Genomic DNA, 23,152 nt, shown 5'->3' with positions numbered 1-23,152 from the left:
TGAGGACAGTCTACTGGGAAAAGGGGACCCCTCAGCATGAAACGAACACAACCTTCTTTTTTACAAGCTATGATGTTGATCATGTTGTCCGTTGGCTTGATCAGCCATGTTCTGATTATTCCTGCCCTTTTGGCTGCGGCCAAAAGGGATTCTTGGATTTCCGTCCTGTTATCAGCCGGACCATTTCTGATATTTGCGCTAATGCTCGCCTATGTCTCTCGTTTCCTCCAACATCAAAACCTGCATGATTGGTTAACCTCCCGTCTCGGGAAGCCCATTGGCATGTTATTTCGAGTTGGTAACAGTCTCTTTTTTCTAAGCGTAATCTTTTTCACACTGCATGATACCACGGCTTGGGCTAAAACGAACTATCTGACCGAAACGCCCGTGTTGGTAACCAGTATTGCCCTGATGTCTCTCTGTGCCTACGCTGCGTATAAAGGTATTCGCTCGCTGGCCTTTACCGCAGGGTTAGTCCTGCCACTAGTTGTCTTGTTAGGTTTCTATGTTGCTATCGTAAATACCCAATACAAGGACTACAGTCGTCTGTTGCCCGTTCTTGAACATGGATGGCATCCTATTCTTAATGGCATGGTCTACAGTCTTGCAGGCATGTTTGAACTGCTGTTCATCTGGTACATCCAGCCTCATCTCACCAAACGTATACGTGTATGGCAGTATCTGATGCTCGCACTCATTCTCGTAGGACTGACTGTCGGCCCACTCATTGGGGCGATTGTGGAATTCGATCCTTTTGAGGCTGCCAAAATGAGATATCCCGCCTTTGAAGAATGGCGAATTGCCTCTCTGGGCAAATACATTGCCCAGACCGACTTCTTTTCCATCTACCAATGGCTGGCAGGTGCATTCACCCGAATTAGTCTTGCCATGTATATTGTAGTTGAAATATGGAATATTAAGAGCTCTACCAAAAGGCTTATCAGTTGTATCTCGTTGGGTGTCTTCTTTATCCTGACCATGTTGTATCCTATGGATGATATGACCTTCGAAAAGCTTCTGGTCGAATACATATTTCCGTTCAATCTCGTGTATCTGAGCGGACTTGCGATTATCGCGACGACGGTTGCCTTTATCCATTCACGCCATCAGAGGAGGAAACATCATGGAGCATCAAGCGATTGACACCACGTCCCATGAAACACTGCTTGCCTCTTTGAAAGAGCAATTCAATCCATGTGCAGATGTCGTTATTCAGACCTTTCCTGTTAAAGACGAATCTGATCAGCCCGTAATTCTGCTTTATTGTGACGGTCTCGTCGACGGTAAACAAATTAACCAATTTATCATTCCCCGTCTGGAACAGCACTCCCTGATCATTGAGGAATCACATCCCAAAGAACTCGGATTAACATTGAATCCGTTGGATGACCTCAAAGATACTAACAAGCTTAATATGTTGATATTTAGTGGACAACTATTGATCATTTTCGGTAATGGTGTACAGTCCTGCAGTGTAGATATTGCTGATATCCCGGGACGCAGTCCCGAAGAATCAGCCATTGAAACATCAGTTAAAGGCCCGCGCGATGGATTCACCGAAGAACTCACTACCAACGTGGGCCTTATACGCAAACGAATGAAAACATCTTCGATGTGTTATGAGAAATATGTCAAAGGCGGACGTACTCAAACTGCCATTGGACTTCTATATGTAAAAGATATTATTAATCCAGACATTCTAAAAGAAGCACGACACAATCTGGATCAGATTGAGATCGATGGCATTCTGGGTACCTCGATCATGGAGCGGGCTGTAATGGGAGGGGTTCGGAGCATCTTTCCGCTCACGGATAACACTGAACGTCCTGATTTTGTTGTCGATTCCCTGTTAAATGGACGTTTTGCCGTTCTTATTGAAGGCTCTCCTGTAGCGGTCATCGCGCCAACTACACTTTTCAATCAATTGAAATCTCCTGAAGACGAAAGTACACCCTTTTTCATCGTTACTTTCGAACGAATTTTGCGTATATCCGGACTGCTGATTGCCTGTTTCTTCCCAGCCTTCTATATCGGCCTGACCAGTTTCAATGTGGAACAGATCCCACTACCTCTCTTGGCTACAATTGCTGGTACTCGAATGGGCCTGCCCATGCCGGTGACGCTGGAAGCGTTCCTGATGATCTTTATGTTTGAGCTATTCAACGAAGCAGGGCGTAGATTACCACGTGCGTTGGGGCAAACGGTCAGCGTTGTTGGCGGGCTTATTATTGGGGATGCCGCTATTCGTGCAGGGATTACTTCTCCCACCATAATAGTCACGGTTGCGATCTCGGTCATCTCTAGTTATATTCTCGTGAATACTGTGCTAAGCGGGGCTACTGCCCATGTTCGGATCGGGATGTTACTCGTCTCTTCCATTCTTGGATTGTTCGGTTTTATGATCGGACTATTCGCCCTGTTGGTGCATCTCGTATCGTTGGAGTGTTATGGCGTATCCTATCTGTCACCTGTATCTCCTTACATTCCCGGAGACTTCACTCAGGCCGTATCCATGCCACCTTCCATGAAAAGAACCAAGCGCCCAGAAGCACTTCATACACAGGATTCTACCCGCCGGAGGAAACGTCCGTGAAACGATGGGTATCCATAAGCGGCCTTCTTATATGCTGCTTGATCCTGCTAACGGGGTGCTGGGATTCCAAAGAGGTGCAAAGTATAAACTTCATTACGGCGATAGGAATTGATTATGTAGACAACCAGTATATTGCGTATGCCCAACTGATTGACTTCTCCAGTATTGCAAAACAGGAAACACCAACTTCCCGGGAGACAAGGGATATCTGGATTGGACGGGGCGAGGGTACAACACTGAGCATGGCTATTAACGACTTGTATGAAACGTCACAGCAGCAAACGCTCTGGACTCATGTTAAAGCCATTGTTTTATCGAAAAATGCTGTCGACGGGAAGCTGGAGGATATATTTAACACGTTGCTGCATTCAGGTCAACTGAGATATACACCCTGGATTTACGCGACAGAACATAACATTCCGGACGTGCTCTCCCCTTCTGCGCTGCTGAACCAATCCGCCCAGACCATTGAGTTATTTGAGCCCATGAGGCTATACAAACAGCATTCCGGTTACGAACCAATCCGGCTCCATCAGCTTCTTGATGGACTACGGGAGCCAGCTTCCGTTGTTCTTTTACCCTCTGTTTCAACAAGGAACGAGACTTGGTTCAACGGGGATAAAACTCCCCCCCTTGTTAGAATGGATGGATTTTATGTTATTTCCAAAGGAACAAGTCAGGGTAGAGTTGCAGGAGCAGACGCGGACGGTACACGATACGTAAATTATGAGCGCGTACATCAGTACCCACTATACGTATATGGGAATGGTCGAAAGACTCCTGATTTAACCCTGATGCTTCGTGATCCCAAGACTAGAATCAAGGCAAGGAAACAAGGAGATGGCGTCACATTTGATCTAGTTACCTCGGTCAAAAGTTCCATCACCGAAGACCATGGAGCCCCGCGCACGCCTCAGGCCATGGAACAAGAAGCGGAGAAACAAATCGAATCCCAAATCCGAGATACGTTTGAAAAAACCAAGTCACACAAGATTGATTCATACGGTCTTGTGGAACACTTATATCGCCACAACCTTCCCTTATGGAAACAGGAAGTCTACAACCGGGCGGACCCACTCCAACGTTTTAAGCTTGGAAAAGTGGAGGTTCACGTGGATATCCTTAATGCGAGCACGTATAAATACAGCGAATAAATGAAGCAAAAGAAGCCCCGTGCCTGCATTGGATGCAAGGTTACGGGGCTTCTTACCATCTCCAACTGCTGTCGATTGGGGAAGTTATCCTAATGGATACGCCATGACACTCATCAAAGCCAATTCAGGCTGGGTCGTATCCAAACGACTGTACTGGACGATAACGGGGATATTGCTGGAAACCGTAATCGCATAAGGCACGCCCGGCGGAATAGACTGCTCCCCGGATCGTAGCGATGCAGTGCGAATATGCTTCGTCCTTCTCGCTGGCACTTCAGCGACCATACCTTCGAGTGGTTCTCTGTCTTCAAAGTAAATCGTGATGTGCAGCTCCGCATCCGTGGCACTGGTGTTCAGTACACAGATGCTCTCATGACTCTCCAATGTGCCCCGGCTCTCCGGGGGAATGTAACCATCCGGAATGACCCAGTAGGTGTGACCTGTAGCTACTGAAACGTTCTTACGGGCAGATGTGCCTGATTCTGTCTGGTCAGGTGTCATTGAAATACCTCCTCCTTTTTTTTGCGAGTGCAATATAGGTTAAAAATGCGTGGGCTCGCGGGGCGGTAGCTTCGGCGGGCGGATCGGGCTGTGGGCCGCTGTTGGCTCGGGAACTCTATTCAATTCCCCCTCAGCAGGGGAAATCCCGCTCCAAAGGCGGACGCTTCGCTCCCTCTACCCGATTCCGCCCTCCTCCGCTGCTACGCTCGCCTATTTTTTAAAAGTTTATTGCCTTCGCTATTCGCTGGGCAACTTTTGCTGGCTCGTTACTTCGTTTAACTCGCTACAGCTTTTAAACCCTGAATAGCTCGCAAGGCAGCCGCTTTGGCGGGCGGATCGGGCTGTGGGCCGCTGTTGGCTCGGGATTTCTATTCAATTCCCCCTCAGCAGGGGAAATCCCGCCCCAAAGGCGGATGCTTCGCTCCCTCTACCCGATTCCGCCCTCCTCCGCTGCTACGCTCGCTGTTTTTTAAAAGATTATTGCCTTCGCTATTCGCTGGGCAACTTTTGCTGGCTCGTTATTTAATTAACTCGCTTAATTATTAAGGGCATGAACCTACCGCAGATACATCTGCAACGGTTGCAATTGCAACTCGCGGATGGCTTCTGCTACCTGCTGGGCAAGGCGACGGGCGCCTCGTTCCTGAAAATGCGTGTTATCCTCCACGCCTGATGGGAAGTTCACATACTCGCCTGGCAGTACCCACATAAAGTCTTCCTTAGTGCCTTCAACACCCGCTTGCTCGAACAGAAGACGGCTGCGCTCAGCCAGATCGATCAGCGGAACATCTTCCTCTTCCGCCAGCTCACGCACGGCGATGATATAATCGCCGTGCGTATCGGTCAATGTGCCATCATCCGCAAAATAGCGACGATGCACCGGGGTGATGAGCACCGGACGAGCCTTGGCTTCGCGTGCAGCATCGATATACTTTTTCAAATATTCCTTATATGTTGTGAATGGGTCCGTCCCACGTTCAGGGTCCGGCTTCTCATCGTTATGTCCAAATTGAATAAACAGAAAATCTTCAGGCTTGATTCGCTCCAGAATGGCGCTTAATCTGCCTTCATTAATAAAGCTGCGGGAACTTCGCCCTGACTGGGCGTGATTATCCACTGCCACATCATGTTTGAACTGTGCTGGCAATAACTGGCCCCAACCGCAATACGGATATCCACTTTCTAGCTGATCCGTTACGGTTGAATCCCCGGCAAGAAATACGGTCATGGTCTGATCCGCAAGAGTAATCTCCAAAGCATTAATTCTCGGTGCAGGACCGGAGAATGACAGACGAAGTCTGCCACCGCGAACAACAACCGAAAATCTAACCTCTGCGTATTGTCCGGGAAGTGTGCGAATGGTTGGCAGTACAAGCCTGCCTTCACCAGCTTTCACGCGTGTCACTGTCTCAGCCAATTCATCCCCTGCAACAAGTAATACTTGGTAGGTTCCGTCGGGAACATCCACGATGAACGATGCTTTGAGCGGAATACAGAAGCCTGAACGCAATCGGGCAGACATGGTTGTCTGCCCCGAATTGTTATGATGTTGTTTCGTGGGATTCGACACATCGTCATCACTAATGCGATGTTTCTCATACACCAGAGATCCTGCCTCGAATCCGTATCCTCCGCGTTCCTCATATGCGGTTGTTGCAGTTACTTTCAGATAATCCCCTGTCTCATCTGCTCTTCCCGAGTCTGGTCCAAAGTTAAACTTCCAGCTGGTCACGGACACTGCCTGGCCCTCTGCCGCTGCCTCCATGGCAACGGCCTGACTACCCTGAGCTTTATTCAAAAGCGATAACCTCCTTGGTTAACTTTCGTAAACGTTCATTCGGGCGAAGATACGAGGATACAGTAATCTGGCTTATCCTTTCAATCCGCTTGTGCTCATCCCTTGAACAATTTGTTTTTGGAAGATGAAGAACACAGCTACAACCGGAACCAGACTGACGATGGACATCGCGAACATTGCGCCCCAGTTGGAAGCAGATTCGCTATCGAGGAACATTTTCAGTGCCATCGACACAGTGTATTTATCAGGCGAGTTCAGGTACAATACCGGACCGAGCAGATCCTCCCATCTCCAGTAGAAGGAGAAGATGGCTGCAGTCGCCAGAGAAGACTTGATCAGCGGCATAATAATCTGAATATACAGTCTGAATTTGTTACATCCATCGATGGTTGCAGCCTCATCCAGCTCCTTCGGAATCGTTCGAATGAACTGTACCATCAGGAAGATGAAGAACGGCATTCCGAAGAATGTAGGGACAACGATTGGCAAGATTGTATTCAGCCAGCCGAGCTTCGTGAAAATGATGTACTGAGGAACTAATACCACGTCATGTGGCAACATCAGTGTTAACATCATCAAGGAAAACCAGAACGTGCGTCCCTTGAAATTCAGTCTGGCAAAACCAAAAGCGATCAGCGATGACGATATTACGGCACCGATCGTGGAAATAACCACGATTACAAGTGAGTTGGTGATGTAATCCATAAACGGTCTTCCAGCTGTGCCTTTCCAGCCATCCACATAGTTGCTCCAGATCCACTCCGCAGGAAACAGGGTATCCGCTGTGACGAAAATCGTACGGCTTTCCTTGAATGAACTGAAGAGCATCCATAGGACGGGATAGAGCATCAGGAGGGCAAGAGCTGCAACGAACAGGTGATAAATGGGCCATTTCACATTTCTCCAAACCATCGTTACTTCCCTCCTTCAGATTCGTAAAACACCCAGTACTTGGATGTTAAGAATACTGCTACTGTAAGTCCACCAATCATAAGAAGCATGATCCAGGCCATCGCCGAAGCATAACCCATGTTGTTAAACATAAATGCCTGACGGAACAGATACAGGGAGTACAGCATCGTACCATCCATTGGACCGCCTTCGCCTTTGGAGATAATATAGGCAGGTACAAACGTCATGAATGCTCCAATCGTCTGCATAATCATATTGAACAGGACGATTGGGCTAAGCAGTGGCAAGGTGATGCTGAAAAATTTCCGTATAGGATTCGCGCCATCCACACCTGCTGCCTCGTACATCTCAGTAGGGATATTTTTGAGACCAGCCAGGAAGATCAGCATGGACGAACCAAACTGCCACACAGACAGTGAGATGAGCATAACGAGGGACGCATTCGGGTCACCAAACCAACTGATAGGCCCGATCCCAATTGCCGTTAGAGCACTGTTGATAACACCTTCATTACTGAAGAGGTTACGCCACATGATGGATACAGCCACGCTACCACCGATAATGGATGGCAGGTAATACAGTGTCCGGTACGTTCCAATCATACGAGAGCCAGTGTTTAGGACCATCGCTACGAAGAGGGCAAAGATCAACCTTAACGGTACCCCAATGAATACATACAGAAACGTCACTTTGACCGAGTTCCAATATTTCGGGTCATCAAAAAACATTTTGGTGTAGTTATCAAGCCCAATCCACCGCGGAGAAGTGAATAAGTTATAACTCGTGAACGACATATATAAGGACACAAACATGGGGATGAGTGTGAAGCCCAGGAAACCAATAATAAACGGGCTTATGAACGCATATCCAGTTAAGTTTCTACGTAACGATGAATACTGCCTCAATGGAACGAACCTCCTTCATGGATCAGCTTGCTCCCTCATCCTGGCTTCGGTCATCTGGACGGGGAAAGGCCCTCGCATTTGCGAGTAGCCCCATTCCCGACCATCCCTGAAGTGGGACGAGCAAGCCATCATTCAACTGTTATTTATTGTTCGCAAGTACAGATTCGGCGTTCTTGCGGAATGTCTCTGCTGCTTGTTCAGGTGTAATTTTGCCAAAGTTCAACTCTTCAACCACATCTGCCAGGGAAGAGATTACTTCAGGTGAACCAACCGGTGGCGGAGAACTCATTGGTGAAGCCTTAGGCTCCATGGCTGCTACGAATTCAAAGACCTGTTTTGTTGCGTCACTCAGCTCAGGTGCGATAGCTTCTTTGATTGCTCCTGAAATTGGCACACCGCGCTCACCTTTGATCAGTTTGTTCGCTTCCACGTCATTCACCCAGAAATCAATGAATTTAGCCGCTTCTTCCTTCACTTTGGAGTTGGACGTCACACCCCAGTACATACTTGGCTGCATATATAGTCCTTTTTCCATATCTGGTCCTGGCATTGGAGCGATTTCGAGCGGACGGTTCGCTACCTGTTGCAAGGCTACGAACTGGTTGGACCATTGCCATACGCCAATTCCTTTTTCCTTCACGAGATCCGATTCCTCAATAATGCCTTTGGTTTGGTTGGCTACATCCGGCGTAGGTGCTGCACCTTGCTCGATCATGCGGCGCATAAGTCCGAAGAACTCCACAAACAATTGGTCATCATCATAACCAAGACCTGTTCCTTCCGCATTGTAAAGCGACAATCCTTTGGTACGCAGGAAGTAGTGGAAGAAAATATCCGGAGCTATCCCTCCATCCAAATACAGGCCTTTCTCTGCGGTTTGTTTACCCAGTGCTTCGTACGATTCCCAAGTCATATTGTCAGGGATTGCATCCACGCCTGCTTTTTTAAGCAATGCCGGATCATATTGGAAGCCCAGAACGTTAACACCGGCAGGTACACCGTATTGTTTACCGTTAATTACACCTGTGCTGATAACATTCTCGGACACATCGTCCACTTTGATCTGGTTGCCCAGATAAGGCGCTAGATCCTCAAGCTGACCATTCTGTGCATATTGGCTGATGTAGGAAATATCCATCTGAACGATGTCAGGCAACTGATTTGCCGCTGCTTGTGGTGCGAGCTTTTTCCAGTAGTCATCAAATGAAGCATATTCCACGTCGATTTTGACATTCGGGTTTTTCGATTTGTACAGGTCGATGACCTTCTGTGTATATTCATGCCTTGCATCCGAGCCCCACCAAGCGATCCGCAGGGTAACTGAGTCATCTCCAGATGCTCCTTCATTTCCTCCACCTGAGCTACATGCCGCTGTAAACACGAGCAAAGCAGCCATCATCAGGAATATTGCCTTTTTCACCATGCCAATCTCCCCTTTTATGTTGATATGGTTGTGTGAACGAGTTATCTTCTCGTTTCTGATAACGCTTTCACAAACTTGTTAATGTCATTTTCGCAAATGTACGACCATAGTTGAATACACAAAACCGTCTTGTTGGTTCAAAAAACAGAGGAGGACAACAGTCCCCCTCTCGGCGCTGTTCGTCCTCCCCAGACATGAATCACATGATTGGTAGCTCATTGTTATATGCCGATCCTGCGGAATTCCGTAGGTGTCATCCCGGTCCACTTTTTGAACACCTGACTGAAATATTGTGAATTCCCGCCAAATCCGAATAATTCAGCAAGCTCAAATACTTTCACATCCCCGCCTCTGCGAATATGGTCACATGCGCGTTCAATGCGCAGACGATTCACGTAATTGGAGAAATTCTCGCCTGTGACTTTTTTGAAAATCTTGCCCAGGTAATCTGGATTCATATAGAGCATCTGATGAGCGACTCCATTGAGCGAGAGATCCGCCTCTCCAAAATGACGATCCACGATATCCATCATCTTCTCCACGGCTGAAGACTGGCGGCTGATATGGTTTTTGTAATAACCGGAAGTTAATCGGGCCGCACTGCTTGCAACAAAAGACTTCAAACCAGATAACGTATCGATATGCGGCAGTTCTGCCATACGCTGGGTGAACTCCGTTGCCTCCTCTGGCGGACAGACATGAACCATCGCAGAATATAGCTGCACTACGTAAGAGCGAGTCACTTCAATTTCCAGCTGCTGACGTGATAATAGATCAAACAGACGCTCCACCTCTACCGCTGTTTCCTCGGTATTGCCCGATTTGATCAACTGACACAGTTGCTCGGCATCCTGTTCTACATGCAATCCGTCGCATTCTCCGGCCAGTAACAGATCATTCTTCGTAATCAGCTTGCCTTCACCGATAAAGAAGCGATGGTTCAGATACTGCAACGCCTCACGAAACAACCGCCGCGACTGAATCATTCGATCTGCTTCACTCAGCGCAGCGGTCACTTCCAATTTATATAGTCTGGTGAATGCAGCCCTAACCTCTTCAATACTTTCTTTCAGTCCGGCCGGATCAGCTGAATCCGCGAGCAGAATGAGGAGTTTGCCTTCAATGGTTGTGCTTAACAGGACATGTGGGAGCAGGTCATTGGCAATGTTTTTGATCGCAAATAAGTGGCTGTAATCATGTTCATCCACAATTCGGAACAGCAGTAACCGAACTGCGTTCTCTTCAAGCTCCAGATCAAACAGCTCCTGATAATACTCCAGATCAACCGGCCCATAGGTGCGGTTGGTCATGAACTCCAGCAGAAATTGCTCCTTCACATGTGGAAGGACACGCTGCAATCGCTGTTTCATCTCACCGGCAACATGCTCCTTCACCTGGGCATCCTGATGTTCCTGCAACAGTTCAGTTAACGCATCATGGATCTGATTCTCGTTGCAGGGCTTGAGCAAATAATGCTTCACACCATATTGCATCGCTCTGCGGGCATATTCGAACTCCTTGTAGCCGGATAACATAATGAAACGTACTCCCGGGTATGCTTCAGATGCCTTCTCTATGAGTCCGAGACCATCCAGACCCGGCATGGAAATATCCGTAATAATAATATCCGGTCTCGACTGCCCAATTTTGTCCAATGCTTCAATCCCGTTCCTCGCCGTACCCACCAATTCCGTACCTGCTGCGGCCCAATCGACCACTTGGGAAATCCCCTCCAGAATGACACGTTCATCATCTACGAGCATCACTTTGTACATCGTCATCGTCCTCTCTGATCCAAGGTATGCTGATCGATACTACAGTTCCTGATCCGGGCTTGCTGCTCATCACCATTCCACCTTCATCGCCGAAGGTCAGTCTGATTCGTTCCTGGATGTTAGATAACCCAATGCCCTGTCCTCTTGTCTGAATACGTCCTTCGTGTAGCTGTTCCAGGAATTCCGGTGTCATCCCCGGACCGTCGTCCTCAACTTCAATAATCACCTTATCTCCATCTGCTCTCGCCCGGATACGAATCCGGCAAGGGTCAATGCTTGGTTCGAGTGCATAATGTATCGCGTTCTCCACCAACGGCTGTAATGTTAACTTCGGTATCCGCGCTGTTCCTACCTCTGGGGCAATCTCCATATCGAAATCCAGTCTTTCCTCAAAACGCGTGCGCTGAATCGTCACGTAACTGCGGACAATGTCCAGCTCTCTTTCCAGCGTAATCCACTTCTCGGACATGTTCACAGAGCTACGCAGCAGAAATCCGAGGGCCTCAACCATTTCCGAGATCTGTCGTTGCTTCTGTACTTTAGCCAGCCAGTTAATCGATTCCAACGTGTTGTATAGAAAATGTGGATTAATCTGCGCCTGAAGCGCTTTCAACTCCGTCTCACGAATCACCAGTTGCTTCGCATAATTCTCATCAATCAATTCACGTATTCGTTGAAGCATCATCTTGAATGTGCGATGCAGCAGCCCAACCTCATTCTGTGGAGATATCGGAACATTGCCAAGGGCTGCCTCCTCCAGCTTATCCAGATCACCTTTTTCGATATTACGCATCTTTTTGATCAACTGCGCAATCGGATGGGTAATACTGCGAGAGAATCTCGCTCCAATGATAAGCGCCGCCAGAAAGATCATGATGAAGATCACCGTAACCAACTGTTTGACAAACTGGATCTTTTTAAACATCTGGTCAAACGGGGTTGTGTACAGATAGGTCCAATCCGTATAGGAAGAATGAGCACGAGCTACAAAGTGTCTCCCCTGCTCCAACATGGCAATTCCATAGGGCTGGGTACGCTTCAGTTCAGACTCAATCTCGGCTTCACTGACTGACGATTCTGTTGGATAGATCACTTCTTTTCCATCCGTAATGAGTAATTGGGAGTCCTCAGCCGGTTCTTGCATCTGGTCCTGTACAATTCGGTCCAGCCGTACGCGGATGATCAGTGTGCCGAGGTCCTCCAATGTAAATGCTCCGCCAATAAAGGATTTCACCTGTCGGACCGACAAGAGTCGGGACTGTTTATCCCCACTGGTATGCCAGGCATTGGAGCCCGAGTATTGCTGTCCCAGTGCAACCAGTTCCTTTTGCTTCGACTCCGAAATCCCCTCCCGATTGCCTGCGGCCATAACGTTATTATCATTATCGATAAATAGCATGGAATAGACGTATTTCTCAGAACCCGCATAAGCAACCAATCGGTTGGTAATTTTCTTGCGCAGACCATTTCTCTCATATCCCGTCTCGGCCTTTTCAAGTTGAAGCAAATATTGTTGAAGCGGCTCGTCTGACATCACCTTGAAGGAGAGATTGGAAACTTCCCGTAGTTGATTCTCAATGCCTACTGAAGACATATTGAGGACCTGCGAGGATTTCTCATAGATCTGACGGTCATAGATACTGAACACATATCGGAGTACGGATGCATAAAACGTAAAGCTGATTAACATCAACAATCCGATGAGGAGAATCGTTTTGTGATGAATCGGCAGTGTTGTGAAAGCGTTCTTAATTTTGTTCATCCTAAGCGCTCCTTTGGCTTGCGAGGGGTGCCTGTCATACTATGCATTAGTGGTTTTATTGTAAGTTATTTTCATATTTACACATCCATTGGTCATCTGACAAGATATATTTATGCAACGTTTTAGGTCATTAGAGAAGGTATACATCTGTGTCAGCAACGTAAAAAGAACACAAAACAGCCAGAATACCTTGAACAAATCAAGGTATTCTGGCTGTTGAATAACATCATGTTAAAGCATGAAATACAATTTACGGATTAACAAAAACAGTTTTCAGCTTCGCTACATACTGCACATCAAAGCCAAGACCCTCAGCCACCATGGCAAGTGGTACATATGTTTTGGACTCTTTGCCTACCTTATTCAGGAATGCAGGTGTATCCACAGTAACCGATGCTCCATTTACCTTCACAGCATTGGCACCAATCTTCACAGCAACTTTCCGGTCTCCATATGTAATGGTTGCGGTTGAAGTTTTGTTATCCCACACCGTAGTAGCACCGACCGCATTCACGATGTCTTGAATCGCCACAAAGTTTTTGCCGTTACGGATAATCGGTTTGTACGGAGTATTTAATGTTTTGCCACTCACAATAATGTTCATCGGCTCACCTGTCGCAGGTGTAGTCAGCTTCGTGTAGTCGCCCCAGATCGTTTTGGCAAACACTTCGGCAATGGCCGCATATCCAAATTGGTTCGGGTGGAAATCACGATCTTTGATCATATGTGTCATCGTGCCTTCACCACCAACAAACTCCTTGGCCACGTGTGCGACTTTGACATCGGTACCCTGAGCAGTGAATTGTGCTGCAATGCCATCAATGGTCTGTGTGAAGCCTTGGGACGCCTCCATAAGTTTGGCATAGAGTGCCTTGCCTGCTACTTCTGGCATCGGTTGATACTGGTCAGCTATGACAATTGTAGCTGTCGGATTAATTTCATGGATATCATTAATCGTTGCACTTACATTGGCTGTATATGTTGCGAGTAATTCTTTTACCTTCGCTTGCAGATCCTGATCACTCAGTTTGTCTGCTGTACCGAGAAGCTCAGATACATCATTTCCCCCAATGGTAATTGCAACCAGATTGGCCTGTGCTACACTCTCACGGATTGCAGCAGTATTGGCTCCGATCTGTCCCGCTCTTGGATCAGGAAGACTTGGTTGAATGGCTTCAGAAGTCAGCGTTTTGCCATCCTTAATTGCAGTAGTAAAGTTTTTCAGACCACTGGTTTTCAATCCGGCAATCCCGTAGTTGTCCACCTGTGTACGTCCATGCAGCAAACCTTGCTCCTGGAGACGTTCTACATAACCATAAGGCAATTCTTTTGTGTTAGGCTCATAACCTACCGTTATGGAATCTCCCAATGTGAGGATGCGGAACTCCTTAGTTACGGCTACTGCATCTTTCTTCGCTGTCAGCGAAGTCTCGTTTGTACCCGCTGGCAATACACCGGTTTTGGTGTCAGCCGCGTGTGCAGGCAATGCAGATGATGTAAAGAGCAGCATTCCTGCCAACATGCTTACCGTTAAACCGGCAGCTGTATTTTCCCATATACGTTTACGCTTCATTCAGGTAACACTCCTTCTCGCAAATCTATAATAATTTACACTAATATACGTGTTCAAAAAGGTCGGTTTTCAGTACCGAGAAGATGGGATGAAGCTAGAAATGGAGTAGCGGAGCGTAGGAAAACTACGTGAGCAACCAAAATGTTTCCTTCGGAAACATACTCCGTAAGCCTCCCGCTTATTTCGGCTGAATTCCAATGACATAGGTTGGTGTTACTCTATTCTATCATTTTAAAGTAGGCGTTGTCCTCTCCACTGAGAGCACACATGAAATAACAGACTCCCTGAAGGGGAGTCTGTTACTGGTTAAGCTCAGCTATGACGTTCAGTGATTAGTTAAGATTGCGGCTTATTTGAGTCTTCAGCAATCAAATGACCCTTGTCGCTCTCCGGTTTGTTCCCGGTAGCTCGCTCCAGATATCGATCATAACGATCATCCACTTCACGTGCCATCTTCCGGTACTTTAACGTTTCCTCGACAATTGGATCACGTTCTGTCTGGATTCGCACTTCATACTTGGGAGGAATCAGCTGGCGTTCACGCTGATCGGTGTCGCCGGACTCTTCCATGTCCCCTTCCGTCAGCATATCACTGAGCCGTCGTTCCAGTTCTTTGGATTCATCCATTGTTTTCGCTCCTTTAATTAGAGTCATACATGCGTTAATCATTACTATTGTACTTTCACTTCGTGTACAGAACCATCTTCCGATCGCTGTTATCCCCAGATTTCTTTGATTCCCTTTTCCAAGGTAGAAATCCGGTGATAAAGGCGAGCGCTCCGCTTCTTCAGATGCTTTCTGTCCCCTCCGTTAATGTACAATTAAAAGTAATTAAAGCATGGATGAGTTGAATAAACTCACTCCAGACCGGTTGCTTTCGCTTCCTTCAGCACATCCGTCAGTGCATCATGGATTTTGCCATTGCTAGCAACAACATGGTTTACAGACAGTTGGTAAGGCGTTCCGATGGTATCGGTCACCTTGCCGCCTGATTCTTCAACCAGCAGCGCACCTGCGGCAATATCCCACGGTTTCAATCCAACTTCGGTGTAGGCGCTGAGACGTCCTGCGGCAACATACGCCAGATGAAGGGCGGCAGATCCGCCTGCACGCAAGTTACGAACTTGCGGAGCAAGCGCCTGCACAGCGGCCATATTCAGTGGCAACGCAAAGGTTGTGTCTGCCGGGAATCCAACCGCAATCAGGCTCTGAGCCAGTTCTTGTTCACCAGATACAAGCATCCGGTTTCCGTGAACATATGCTCCTTTCCCTTTTTCCGCAACAAACATTTCATCACGGGAAGGGTCGTAGATCACGCCGACAATGACTTCACCATTGTGAGCCAATGCGATGGACACCGAATAAAACGGAAATCCGTGTACAAAGTTCGTCGTTCCATCCACAGGATCAACAATCCACAGGAACTCTTCTTCCTCAGCCTCTTTCAGTGCTTTTGCCGAAGCTTCCGGTCCCGGTTCAACGCCCTCTTCACCCAGAATGGCATGGTGGGGAAAATGCGTAAGAATCAGGCGGCGGATCATCTGCTCCGCTCCTTTATCCACTTCGGTCACCAGATCTTGGGGTGAATATTTGGTGCCAAGTTCAGCTACCGTCCCAAGACGGCTTTTGATCCATTCGCCAGCTTTGGAAGCTGCATTAATGGCAACGGCAGTATAGCTTTTGCTTGTCACGACATAAGGTGTCTTTTCCTTCTCATTCAAAGCGTTCACTCTACTTTCTATATCAATCTACGAAAAGTTGAAATACTTGTTAAAAGTATACGCCCCACAGGTCGTAAAGTTTCTCGTTGCCCAGGCCCCTTTTGGCACTACGGATGAATGATGACGGTAGACTCGTCCACCCACTCCACACCCTCTTCGTGATAGAATGCCAGCTTCTGCATCAGTTGCACAAGAGCCTCATCCTTGCGTTTGGCCTCAATCATCACGTCAAGTCTTGGGGTGTCTGCTGCGATATGACGCAAGAAATCGAGCACAGGCTCTACCTCCACACCATCGGCATGACCTCGCAGATCCTTCTCACTCTTTGGACTGGAGACATGGATTTTGGGTGGCAATGGCTGATCAGCCGGTGAATCTGCCTGGGCAAGCGGTGACTGCCAGGTCTTTAGAATATCAGGCCACAGATCCCATGCCTGTTCTCCTTCGTTGTTCACCCAATGGTGATGGATATCCAGTACCATGGGCAATCCCAAGCGCTGGCACACGGCAAGTGTCTCAGGCGCATTGAACGTTTTGTCATCATTTTCGAGTGTGAGCCGCTCCTGAATGTCCCGATCCAGCTTCAAAAAGTTTTCTTCAAAACGAAGCGCCGCCGAAGGCTTGTCCCCGTATGCACCACCAATATGTATATTGTTCTTGGCAGTGGCATTCAGACCCATGGCATCCAGCATCCGAACATGATGACGAAGGTCGCGAATCGAGTTGCGCAGAACTTGCTCGCGGGGGGTACTAAGTACGGTAAAATGATCCGGATGAAAGGACACGCGCATATGATTTTCCTTCACAAAATCACCAATGGCCGCAAAGTCCTGCTTCAGCGCCGGGAACGGGTCCCAGTCATTCAGGTCCTCGTGTGTTGCCAGTGGAATCAATTTGGAAGAGAAGCGATATACATGAATATGGCTACCCTTGTTGTGCCTGAGCAAACGTAATGTATTGTGCAGGTTCTCGGCTGCAATCCGTTCGAGCTTGCGGATCGCCGCTTCCCTGTCATCGATTTTGTTAAAACTCGACATGGTCATGGTCCGGGAAGGCGAGGCGTTCTCTATAAGCACGGACATTGCCACGTAACCAAAGCGTACGAGCATGAATCTCTTCCTCTCTATTAGGGCGGAGAACCCGCACGGCATATTCAGCCGTCAGGATGTACCGTCACTGTATATAACCAAGTTTTACCCTAAAAGAGTGACCATAATCGTATTCTGGCAAATCCGTCCTTCCGACCCGCACTTACAGTCAACAACTACTCCTGTGCTTGCTCTCCAAAGAACATCTCATCTGCAAGGGCAGTCTGAATGCGTGATTCTTCCTCAGTCAATTTGCGGATGAGTTGCATCTCTACCTCGGTTACCTCTTGCCCCTGGAAGTTGATCTCTGCAATGGAAACCACGATCTTGACGATGGCTACAGCCACGTTATCCGGTGTGTATGCAATCACTTTCTGGCCGGTAGGAAATACCCGGAAGCCCTGTTTGACCATTTTGCCGCGTCCGTATTCAAGCAGTTCGAACAGCTCCTGCTCATTCTTGAACTTGCATACGGAATTGAATTCAGTCTGAAATCCCATGCATATCCCTCCTGATCTTGTGGTCGCAGGCTACGCCTGTACGCCGTTCTCGTAATTCAGTGCCTGCTTGCGGTTGTAACGCTCCAGTGCCAGCTCAATCATGCGATCCAGCAGTTCGGCATACGATACACCTGTCTCACGCCAAAGAAGTGGATACATGCTGTATGGTGTGAAACCAGGCATGGTGTTGACTTCATTAATAAGCAAAGCGCCGTCTTTTTTCCGAATGAAGAAATCCGCACGTGAAATACCGTTACCTTCAATCGCACGGAACGCCTGCAAAGCTGCCTCGCGAATGCGATCTGCGGCCTCTGGGTCCAGTGGAGCTGGAATCAGCATCTGTGATTGACCATCAATATACTTGGCTGCATAGTCATAATACTCACCGGAGGATACGATCTCACCTGGAACGGAAGCCATGGGCTCGTCATTGCCGAGGACGCTGACTTCAACCTCGCGTGCTTCAACGAACTCCTCAATGACAACCTTAGTATCATACCGAAGTGCGAACTCGACAGCTGTTTTCAGCTCATCGCGGTTACGTGCTTTGGAGATGCCTACACTGGAGCCCAGATTTGCCGGTTTGATAAAACAAGGATACCCGAGCTGATCTTCGACCTGTACGATCATTTCGTGCTCTGTCTGCTTCCATTGTGTCGCGTTAAAATACGTAAAGGCACATTGGTCAATGCCAGCCTGTGCAAACAGCTTTTTCATGACCACTTTGTCCATGCCGCCAGCCGAAGCCAGTACACCTGCACCTACATATGGCATATCCGCCATCTCAAACATGCCCTGAATGGTGCCATCCTCTCCAAACGTACCATGCAGCAGAGGGAACATCACGTCCAGCGCTTCTGCTCCGCCATACAAACGGCCAAACAGTGCGTTCAGCGCATCCTGCGTTCCGCCTGCCGATTGCTCCAGCTTCAAGTCTTCAATCTGCGCGAACGGCGCATGCATGACAGGTCCTTTTTTCCACGTCCCCTGCTTGGAGATATAAAAAGGAACCAGTTCATACTTTTCATAATCAAATGCGTTTGTTACAGCAAACGCCGTTTGCAGCGACACCTCATGCTCGCCTGATTTTCCGCCGTACACGACGCCTACTTTTAATTTATCCATACTCATGTGTACCCTCCGATTATCTGTGCCTGATGCTGTCATGCTTGCATGCTCAGCACCCTTGTTATTCTGCTTGCATTATCTGGTCTTATTTTACACGGAACTGGATGTCTGCGTCACCGCATCCCGAAAATCTTTCATCATCAAAACTCATCTGCAATATGAAAAAGCCGGTATACCGTCCGCTCCGTCCAAGCGTAAGAATCCCGGTAATCCCAAAAGCGGTGACGGCTGCTAACCGTATGTGCGTTAACAAGCGGCATACCGCCTGCATCAAACGCGGTCACAACGGTGCTGTGCTGAAATCGTCCATCTCCATCCCAATCGTAGAGAATAACATCGCCGAGCATCAGCTGCTCAGGACGCTCCACTTCTGTCGCGGTCAGACCCCAGCTGCTGCCTGACAAATAACGCTCCAGACTGTTGGAAACTGCCCAACTGTAACTCCACATTTCGGAGCCGTTCACATACCCTTTATACCACCAGCCGGCTTCTCTTCTACCAGTATAGTGGATGGGTGCGCCCCCTGCAAAGAGACATTGGGACACGTAATTGGTACAATCCACATCAAATTCCTCAAATGCCGGATTCCCCGCATTCCACCACCGGTCTGCATAGGCAACCGCCAGATCTCTGCGATATGACTGTTGCCGTGAGCTTCTTCCTTGACCCAACACTTCCCGATTCAGCAACGGCCGATTCATCGCCTGTACAAAATCAGCTTGTTGAAACGGACGTCCTTCCCCAGCAGGGCGACGCTCCGGCACTTCTCGCTCGACCCGTCCAATGATCCATCCACCACTCTGCCGAAGAAAGGTTAACCGCTCCCGCTCAATCCGGTCCTCCCGGTGGGTGATCCCGCTCTTCTCGTAGAACAGTCTGCTGTACAATTGTACATCCACCACCGCTTCTTCCTGGCCATCCATAAGCGTGCGCACAAGCTTGGCGCTGGTCTCGCTGCGAAGAGGCACGGCGCGCCGCTTACGATACCATTCGTCCAGCCTTGCCATACGCTCTCCCCGTTCCACCACGAAGTCAGGATCGGTAACGATCCGTTCGCTGGTCTGTGGACGGTAGTCGATCTCACAGCGATTGTACTGGTTCACGTAAGTATATAAGGCACTCTTCCATTCCCGTTCCAAGCCTATGTCCCCCTTTGGCATGAGTTCTGTCTGGAATATTTCATTGCGTATATAAACTCCTACTATTCATATGAAAGGGTCTTCGGTTGTATGTACACGGCTCAGGAAGGAGATCCGTAATTCAGCAAATACAGGTACACGAGATATCTTATTCCTGCTCGCTTCACGAAAACGCCTTCATCGGTCCAAAAGCTTGCTTGATCAGGCAAAAAGACCTTTACGTACGGAGGTGAAAACGGTATACTTAAAACTAAAGTTATGATTATGAAATTACGTTTCATCTGATGAAACTAACGAACAAGAACACGGAACGATGAAGGCCTGTTCTTCACCTAAATGAACGTTTTCTTCATCTCACCGACACATCCCAAGGAGGTACATGTATGTCAGCAAAGAATCATTTCTCCGCCGCTCGCAGTCTTGAGGTTGGAGGCAAGTCTTACCGCTACTACAGTCTCGATGCTCTTCAGGAAAACGGCCACGGCGATCTTTCCAGGCTCCCTTTCTCCATTAAAGTGTTGCTTGAAGCAGCAATTCGTCAATTCGACGGACGTGCCATCACCGAAGAACACGTAAAACAACTGACCGGCTGGGCAGATGGCCGTGACAATAACAAGGAAATTCCATTCATCCCTGCACGTATCGTTCTGCAGGATTTCACCGGTGTACCGGTTGTCGTTGACCTCGCTGCAATGCGTGATACCGTGAAAAAAGCAGGCGGCGATCCAAAACAGATCAACCCGCTCGTACCCGTCGATCTCGTTATCGACCACTCCGTTATGGTTGATGCTTTTGGTACCAACGATGCACTTGATTACAATATCAAAGTTGAGTTTGAGCGTAATGAAGAGCGTTACCGCTTCTTGCGTTGGGCGCAAACGGCATTCAACAACTTCCGTGCAGTTCCACCATCCACAGGGATCGTTCACCAGGTTAACCTGGAGTATCTGGCTTCCGTGGCAGCAACAAAAACCGTGGACGGCGAGACCGTTGTATTCCCGGATTCCCTCGTAGGTACAGACTCCCACACCACCATGATCAACGGACTTGGTGTTGTTGGTTGGGGTGTTGGTGGTATTGAGGCTGAAGCAGGTATGCTGGGCCAACCGCTTTATTTTGTAACACCAGACGTTATCGGTTTCAAACTGACAGGCAGCCTGAGCGAAGGCGCAACAGCAACGGATCTGGCACTAACCGTTACCCAATTGCTTCGTAAAAAAGGCGTTGTTGGTAAATTCGTTGAGTTCTACGGCCCAGGTCTTGCCAACATCGGTCTGGCTGACCGTGCAACAGTAGCCAACATGGCACCAGAATATGGAGCAACGATCGGTTTCTTCCCTGTTGATAGTGAAACATTGAACTATCTGCGTAACACTGGCCGTCCTGACGAACAGGTAGAATTGGTTGAAGCTTATTACAAAGCTCAAGGCATGTTCCGTACTTCAAGCACCGTTGATCCTGAATTCACAGATGTGATTGAACTGGATCTCGGCTCTGTTGTACCAAGTCTTGCAGGACCAAAACGTCCACAGGATCGCATCGAGCTGACACAAATGAAAGAAAGCTTCAACAGCATCATTCGCACACCTGTAGATAAAGGCGGCTACGGTCTGAGCGATGAGAAAATCGAACAATCCGTACCTGTGAAGCATTCGGACGGTTCCAACAGTGAACTGAAGGCAGGCGCTGTTGTGATCGCGGCGATCACAAGTTGTACGAACACTTCGAATCCAAGTGTTATGGTTGGAGCGGGACTACTGGCGAAAAAAGCAGTTGAACGCGGCCTGACCAAACCAGGATATGTGAAAAGCAGTCTGACACCAGGTTCCCTTGTGGTTACCGAGTACCTGGAAAAAGCAGGCCTGATCACGTATCTCGACAAACTCGGATTCAACGTTGCCGGCTACGGTTGTGCAACATGCATCGGTAACTCCGGCCCACTGCCGGACGAAGTGAGCGAAGCTATTGCTGAGAACGATATGACCGTAGCGGCTGTATTGTCCGGTAACCGTAACTTCGAAGGCCGTGTGCATGCACAGGTTAAAGCCAACTACCTGGCATCACCACCACTCGTTGTGGCATATGCACTTGCGGGTACAGTGAATATTGACTTTGAAACCGATCCAATCGGTTATGATACGAACAATGAGCCTGTATTCCTGAAAGACCTCTGGCCTACTTCCGAGGAAATCAAGGATACCATCGCAAGTTCCCTGAACGCTCAGATGTTCCGCAACAAGTACGAGAATGTATTTACAGCCAATGAGCGTTGGAATTCAATTTCTGTACCGGAAGGTGAATTGTACGAGTGGGATCCGAACTCCACGTACATTCAGAATCCTCCGTTCTTCCAAGAGCTTGGCGACAAGTTGAACGATATCGCAGATATCCGTTCTGCACGTGTCATGGCATTGCTTGCGGATTCCGTAACAACGGATCACATCTCGCCAGCAGGTAATATTGCACCATCCAGCCCGGCTGGACTGTACCTGAAAGAACATGGCGTAGAGCGCAAAGACTTCAACTCCTACGGTTCACGCCGTGGTAACCATGAAGTCATGATGCGTGGTACGTTTGCCAACATTCGTATTCGTAACCAGGTAGCTCCTGGTACAGAAGGCGGTATCACGAAGTACCTGCCAACGGACGAGGAAATGTCCATCTACGATGCTTCCATGAAGTATCAGGATGAAGGACAGAACCTGATCGTTATCGCAGGTAAAGAGTATGGTACAGGAAGCTCCCGTGACTGGGCAGCAAAAGGAACATTCTTGCTCGGCGTCAAAGCCGTTATCGCAGAAAGCTTCGAGCGGATTCACCGCAGTAACCTGGTCGGCATGGGCGTAATGCCATTGCAATTCCAGGAAGGTCACGGCTGGTCCAGCCTTGGTCTGAACGGACGTGAAACGTATGACATTACTGGCCTCAGCAATGATGTGAAACCAGGACAAGAGTTGAAAGTAACCGTAACTCGTGAAGACGGTACACAGTTCGACTTCCCTGTTATCGCTCGTCTGGACAGCATGGTTGACGTGGATTACTACCATAACGGCGGTATCCTGCAAACTGTATTGCGTCAAATGATGAAAAAAGCTTAATGATATAAATCATTAATGTGATGAAGTTATACAAAAAAGCTCCCCATTACGTGCAATCAGCACGTGGCGGGGAGCTTTTTGG

At 48.3% G+C, this 23,152-nt stretch carries 18 protein-coding genes; 4 read left to right on the top strand and 14 right to left on the bottom strand.

The window, feature by feature from the left end:
- Nucleotides 1–36: 36 nt before the first annotated feature.
- From V6668_RS03660 to V6668_RS03650, 3 genes are read left to right on the top strand one after another with little or no spacing between them, the layout of a single operon-like run.
- A complete protein-coding gene (locus V6668_RS03660) occupies nt 37–1,143 on the top strand; it encodes an endospore germination permease (protein WP_338707728.1) in 1,107 nt (368 codons plus the stop codon).
- Nucleotides 1,124–2,593: a spore germination protein gene (locus V6668_RS03655; RefSeq protein WP_091018712.1), complete on the top strand. Its 1,470-nt coding sequence runs from the start codon at nt 1,124–1,126 to the stop codon at nt 2,591–2,593. Before V6668_RS03660 ends, V6668_RS03655 begins: the two co-directional genes overlap by 20 nt.
- Nucleotides 2,590–3,747, top strand: coding sequence for a Ger(x)C family spore germination protein (locus V6668_RS03650; RefSeq protein WP_338707727.1), 1,158 nt, complete (start codon nt 2,590–2,592; stop codon nt 3,745–3,747). Before V6668_RS03655 ends, V6668_RS03650 begins: the two co-directional genes overlap by 4 nt.
- A gap of 84 nt (nt 3,748–3,831) precedes the next feature.
- Here the strand turns inward: V6668_RS03650 and V6668_RS03645 are convergent, their stop codons facing one another.
- The 14 genes from V6668_RS03645 to V6668_RS03580 all read right to left on the bottom strand — a co-directional run bounded on the left by V6668_RS03645 (nt 3,832) and on the right by V6668_RS03580 (nt 19,993).
- On the bottom strand, nt 3,832–4,248 hold the full coding sequence (locus V6668_RS03645; protein ID WP_105602362.1) for a sensory rhodopsin transducer: 417 nt from the start codon (nt 4,246–4,248) through the stop codon (nt 3,832–3,834).
- A 556-nt stretch (nt 4,249–4,804) separates the two neighbouring features.
- Nucleotides 4,805–6,013 carry a rhamnogalacturonan acetylesterase gene (locus tag V6668_RS03640; RefSeq protein WP_422395266.1) on the bottom strand — a complete coding sequence of 403 codons (1,209 nt, stop codon included), beginning with the start codon at nt 6,011–6,013 and terminating at the stop codon, nt 4,805–4,807.
- A 105-nt stretch (nt 6,014–6,118) separates the two neighbouring features.
- Nucleotides 6,119–6,958 carry a carbohydrate ABC transporter permease gene (locus tag V6668_RS03635; protein ID WP_017690747.1) on the bottom strand — a complete coding sequence of 280 codons (840 nt, stop codon included), beginning with the start codon at nt 6,956–6,958 and terminating at the stop codon, nt 6,119–6,121.
- A gap of 2 nt (nt 6,959–6,960) precedes the next feature.
- Entirely contained in the window at nt 6,961–7,863 is a 903-nt protein-coding gene (locus V6668_RS03630; protein WP_036614094.1) for a carbohydrate ABC transporter permease, read from the bottom strand.
- 139 nt (nt 7,864–8,002) lie between these two features.
- The gene (locus V6668_RS03625; RefSeq protein WP_338707725.1) at nt 8,003–9,286 is read right to left on the bottom strand and encodes a sugar ABC transporter substrate-binding protein; all 1,284 of its coding nucleotides are present in this window, start codon (nt 9,284–9,286) and stop codon (nt 8,003–8,005) included.
- Between the two features lie 221 nt (nt 9,287–9,507).
- The gene (locus V6668_RS03620) at nt 9,508–11,061 is read right to left on the bottom strand and encodes a response regulator (protein WP_338707724.1); all 1,554 of its coding nucleotides are present in this window, start codon (nt 11,059–11,061) and stop codon (nt 9,508–9,510) included.
- Complete coding sequence (locus V6668_RS03615; RefSeq protein ID WP_338707723.1) at nt 11,036–12,823, bottom strand: sensor histidine kinase; 1,788 nt, start codon at nt 12,821–12,823, stop codon at nt 11,036–11,038. Before V6668_RS03615 ends, V6668_RS03620 begins: the two co-directional genes overlap by 26 nt.
- Nucleotides 12,824–13,073: 250 nt before the next feature.
- A complete protein-coding gene (locus V6668_RS03610; protein ID WP_076320200.1) occupies nt 13,074–14,396 on the bottom strand; it encodes a stalk domain-containing protein in 1,323 nt (440 codons plus the stop codon).
- Between the two features lie 336 nt (nt 14,397–14,732).
- The gene (locus tag V6668_RS03605) at nt 14,733–15,023 is read right to left on the bottom strand and encodes a hypothetical protein (protein WP_076216730.1); all 291 of its coding nucleotides are present in this window, start codon (nt 15,021–15,023) and stop codon (nt 14,733–14,735) included.
- A 230-nt stretch (nt 15,024–15,253) separates the two neighbouring features.
- Entirely contained in the window at nt 15,254–16,117 is an 864-nt protein-coding gene (locus tag V6668_RS03600; RefSeq protein WP_197997992.1) for an inositol monophosphatase family protein, read from the bottom strand.
- Nucleotides 16,118–16,224: 107 nt separating this feature from the next.
- A complete protein-coding gene (uvsE, locus tag V6668_RS03595; protein ID WP_036614105.1) occupies nt 16,225–17,226 on the bottom strand; it encodes a UV DNA damage repair endonuclease UvsE in 1,002 nt (333 codons plus the stop codon).
- 155 nt (nt 17,227–17,381) lie between these two features.
- Nucleotides 17,382–17,705 carry a hypothetical protein gene (locus tag V6668_RS03590; protein ID WP_036614107.1) on the bottom strand — a complete coding sequence of 108 codons (324 nt, stop codon included), beginning with the start codon at nt 17,703–17,705 and terminating at the stop codon, nt 17,382–17,384.
- 30 nt (nt 17,706–17,735) lie between these two features.
- Nucleotides 17,736–18,836, bottom strand: coding sequence for a D-alanine--D-alanine ligase (locus V6668_RS03585; RefSeq protein WP_338707722.1), 1,101 nt, complete (start codon nt 18,834–18,836; stop codon nt 17,736–17,738).
- Between the two features lie 137 nt (nt 18,837–18,973).
- Nucleotides 18,974–19,993: an amidase domain-containing protein gene (locus V6668_RS03580; RefSeq protein WP_197997991.1), complete on the bottom strand. Its 1,020-nt coding sequence runs from the start codon at nt 19,991–19,993 to the stop codon at nt 18,974–18,976.
- Nucleotides 19,994–20,355: 362 nt separating this feature from the next.
- On the opposite strand from V6668_RS03580, the gene acnA reads away from it, so the two are divergent.
- The gene (gene acnA / locus V6668_RS03575; RefSeq protein ID WP_338707721.1) at nt 20,356–23,070 is read left to right on the top strand and encodes an aconitate hydratase AcnA; all 2,715 of its coding nucleotides are present in this window, start codon (nt 20,356–20,358) and stop codon (nt 23,068–23,070) included.
- The last annotated feature ends 82 nt before the right edge of the window (nt 23,071–23,152 follow it).

It is taken from the genome of Paenibacillus amylolyticus (genome assembly GCF_036894225.1).
In the GTDB taxonomy this organism is placed as follows: Bacteria; Bacillota; Bacilli; order Paenibacillales; family Paenibacillaceae; genus Paenibacillus; species Paenibacillus amylolyticus.
This window is presented reverse-complemented; position numbering and strand designations above follow the sequence as displayed.

Excerpts from the sequence above, each read along its gene's own strand:
- V6668_RS03660 (WP_338707728.1), top strand. The coding sequence starts at position 37 with ATGAAACGAACACAACCTTCTTTTTTACAAGCTATGATGTTGATCATG.
- V6668_RS03655 (WP_091018712.1), top strand. The coding sequence starts at position 1,124 with ATGGAGCATCAAGCGATTGACACCACGTCCCATGAAACACTGCTTGCC.
- V6668_RS03645 (WP_105602362.1), bottom strand. The coding sequence starts at position 4,248 with ATGACACCTGACCAGACAGAATCAGGCACATCTGCCCGTAAGAACGTT.
- V6668_RS03640 (WP_422395266.1), bottom strand. The coding sequence starts at position 6,013 with ATGGAGGCAGCGGCAGAGGGCCAGGCAGTGTCCGTGACCAGCTGGAAG.
- V6668_RS03635 (WP_017690747.1), bottom strand. The coding sequence starts at position 6,958 with ATGGTTTGGAGAAATGTGAAATGGCCCATTTATCACCTGTTCGTTGCA.
- V6668_RS03625 (WP_338707725.1), bottom strand. The coding sequence starts at position 9,286 with ATGGTGAAAAAGGCAATATTCCTGATGATGGCTGCTTTGCTCGTGTTT.
- V6668_RS03620 (WP_338707724.1), bottom strand. The coding sequence starts at position 11,061 with ATGTACAAAGTGATGCTCGTAGATGATGAACGTGTCATTCTGGAGGGG.
- V6668_RS03615 (WP_338707723.1), bottom strand. The coding sequence starts at position 12,823 with ATGAACAAAATTAAGAACGCTTTCACAACACTGCCGATTCATCACAAA.
- V6668_RS03610 (WP_076320200.1), bottom strand. The coding sequence starts at position 14,396 with ATGAAGCGTAAACGTATATGGGAAAATACAGCTGCCGGTTTAACGGTA.
- V6668_RS03605 (WP_076216730.1), bottom strand. The coding sequence starts at position 15,023 with ATGGATGAATCCAAAGAACTGGAACGACGGCTCAGTGATATGCTGACG.
- uvsE (WP_036614105.1), bottom strand. The coding sequence starts at position 17,226 with ATGCTCGTACGCTTTGGTTACGTGGCAATGTCCGTGCTTATAGAGAAC.
- V6668_RS03590 (WP_036614107.1), bottom strand. The coding sequence starts at position 17,705 with ATGGGATTTCAGACTGAATTCAATTCCGTATGCAAGTTCAAGAATGAG.
- V6668_RS03585 (WP_338707722.1), bottom strand. The coding sequence starts at position 18,836 with ATGAGTATGGATAAATTAAAAGTAGGCGTCGTGTACGGCGGAAAATCA.
- V6668_RS03580 (WP_197997991.1), bottom strand. The coding sequence starts at position 19,993 with ATGCCAAAGGGGGACATAGGCTTGGAACGGGAATGGAAGAGTGCCTTA.
- acnA (WP_338707721.1), top strand. The coding sequence starts at position 20,356 with ATGTCAGCAAAGAATCATTTCTCCGCCGCTCGCAGTCTTGAGGTTGGA.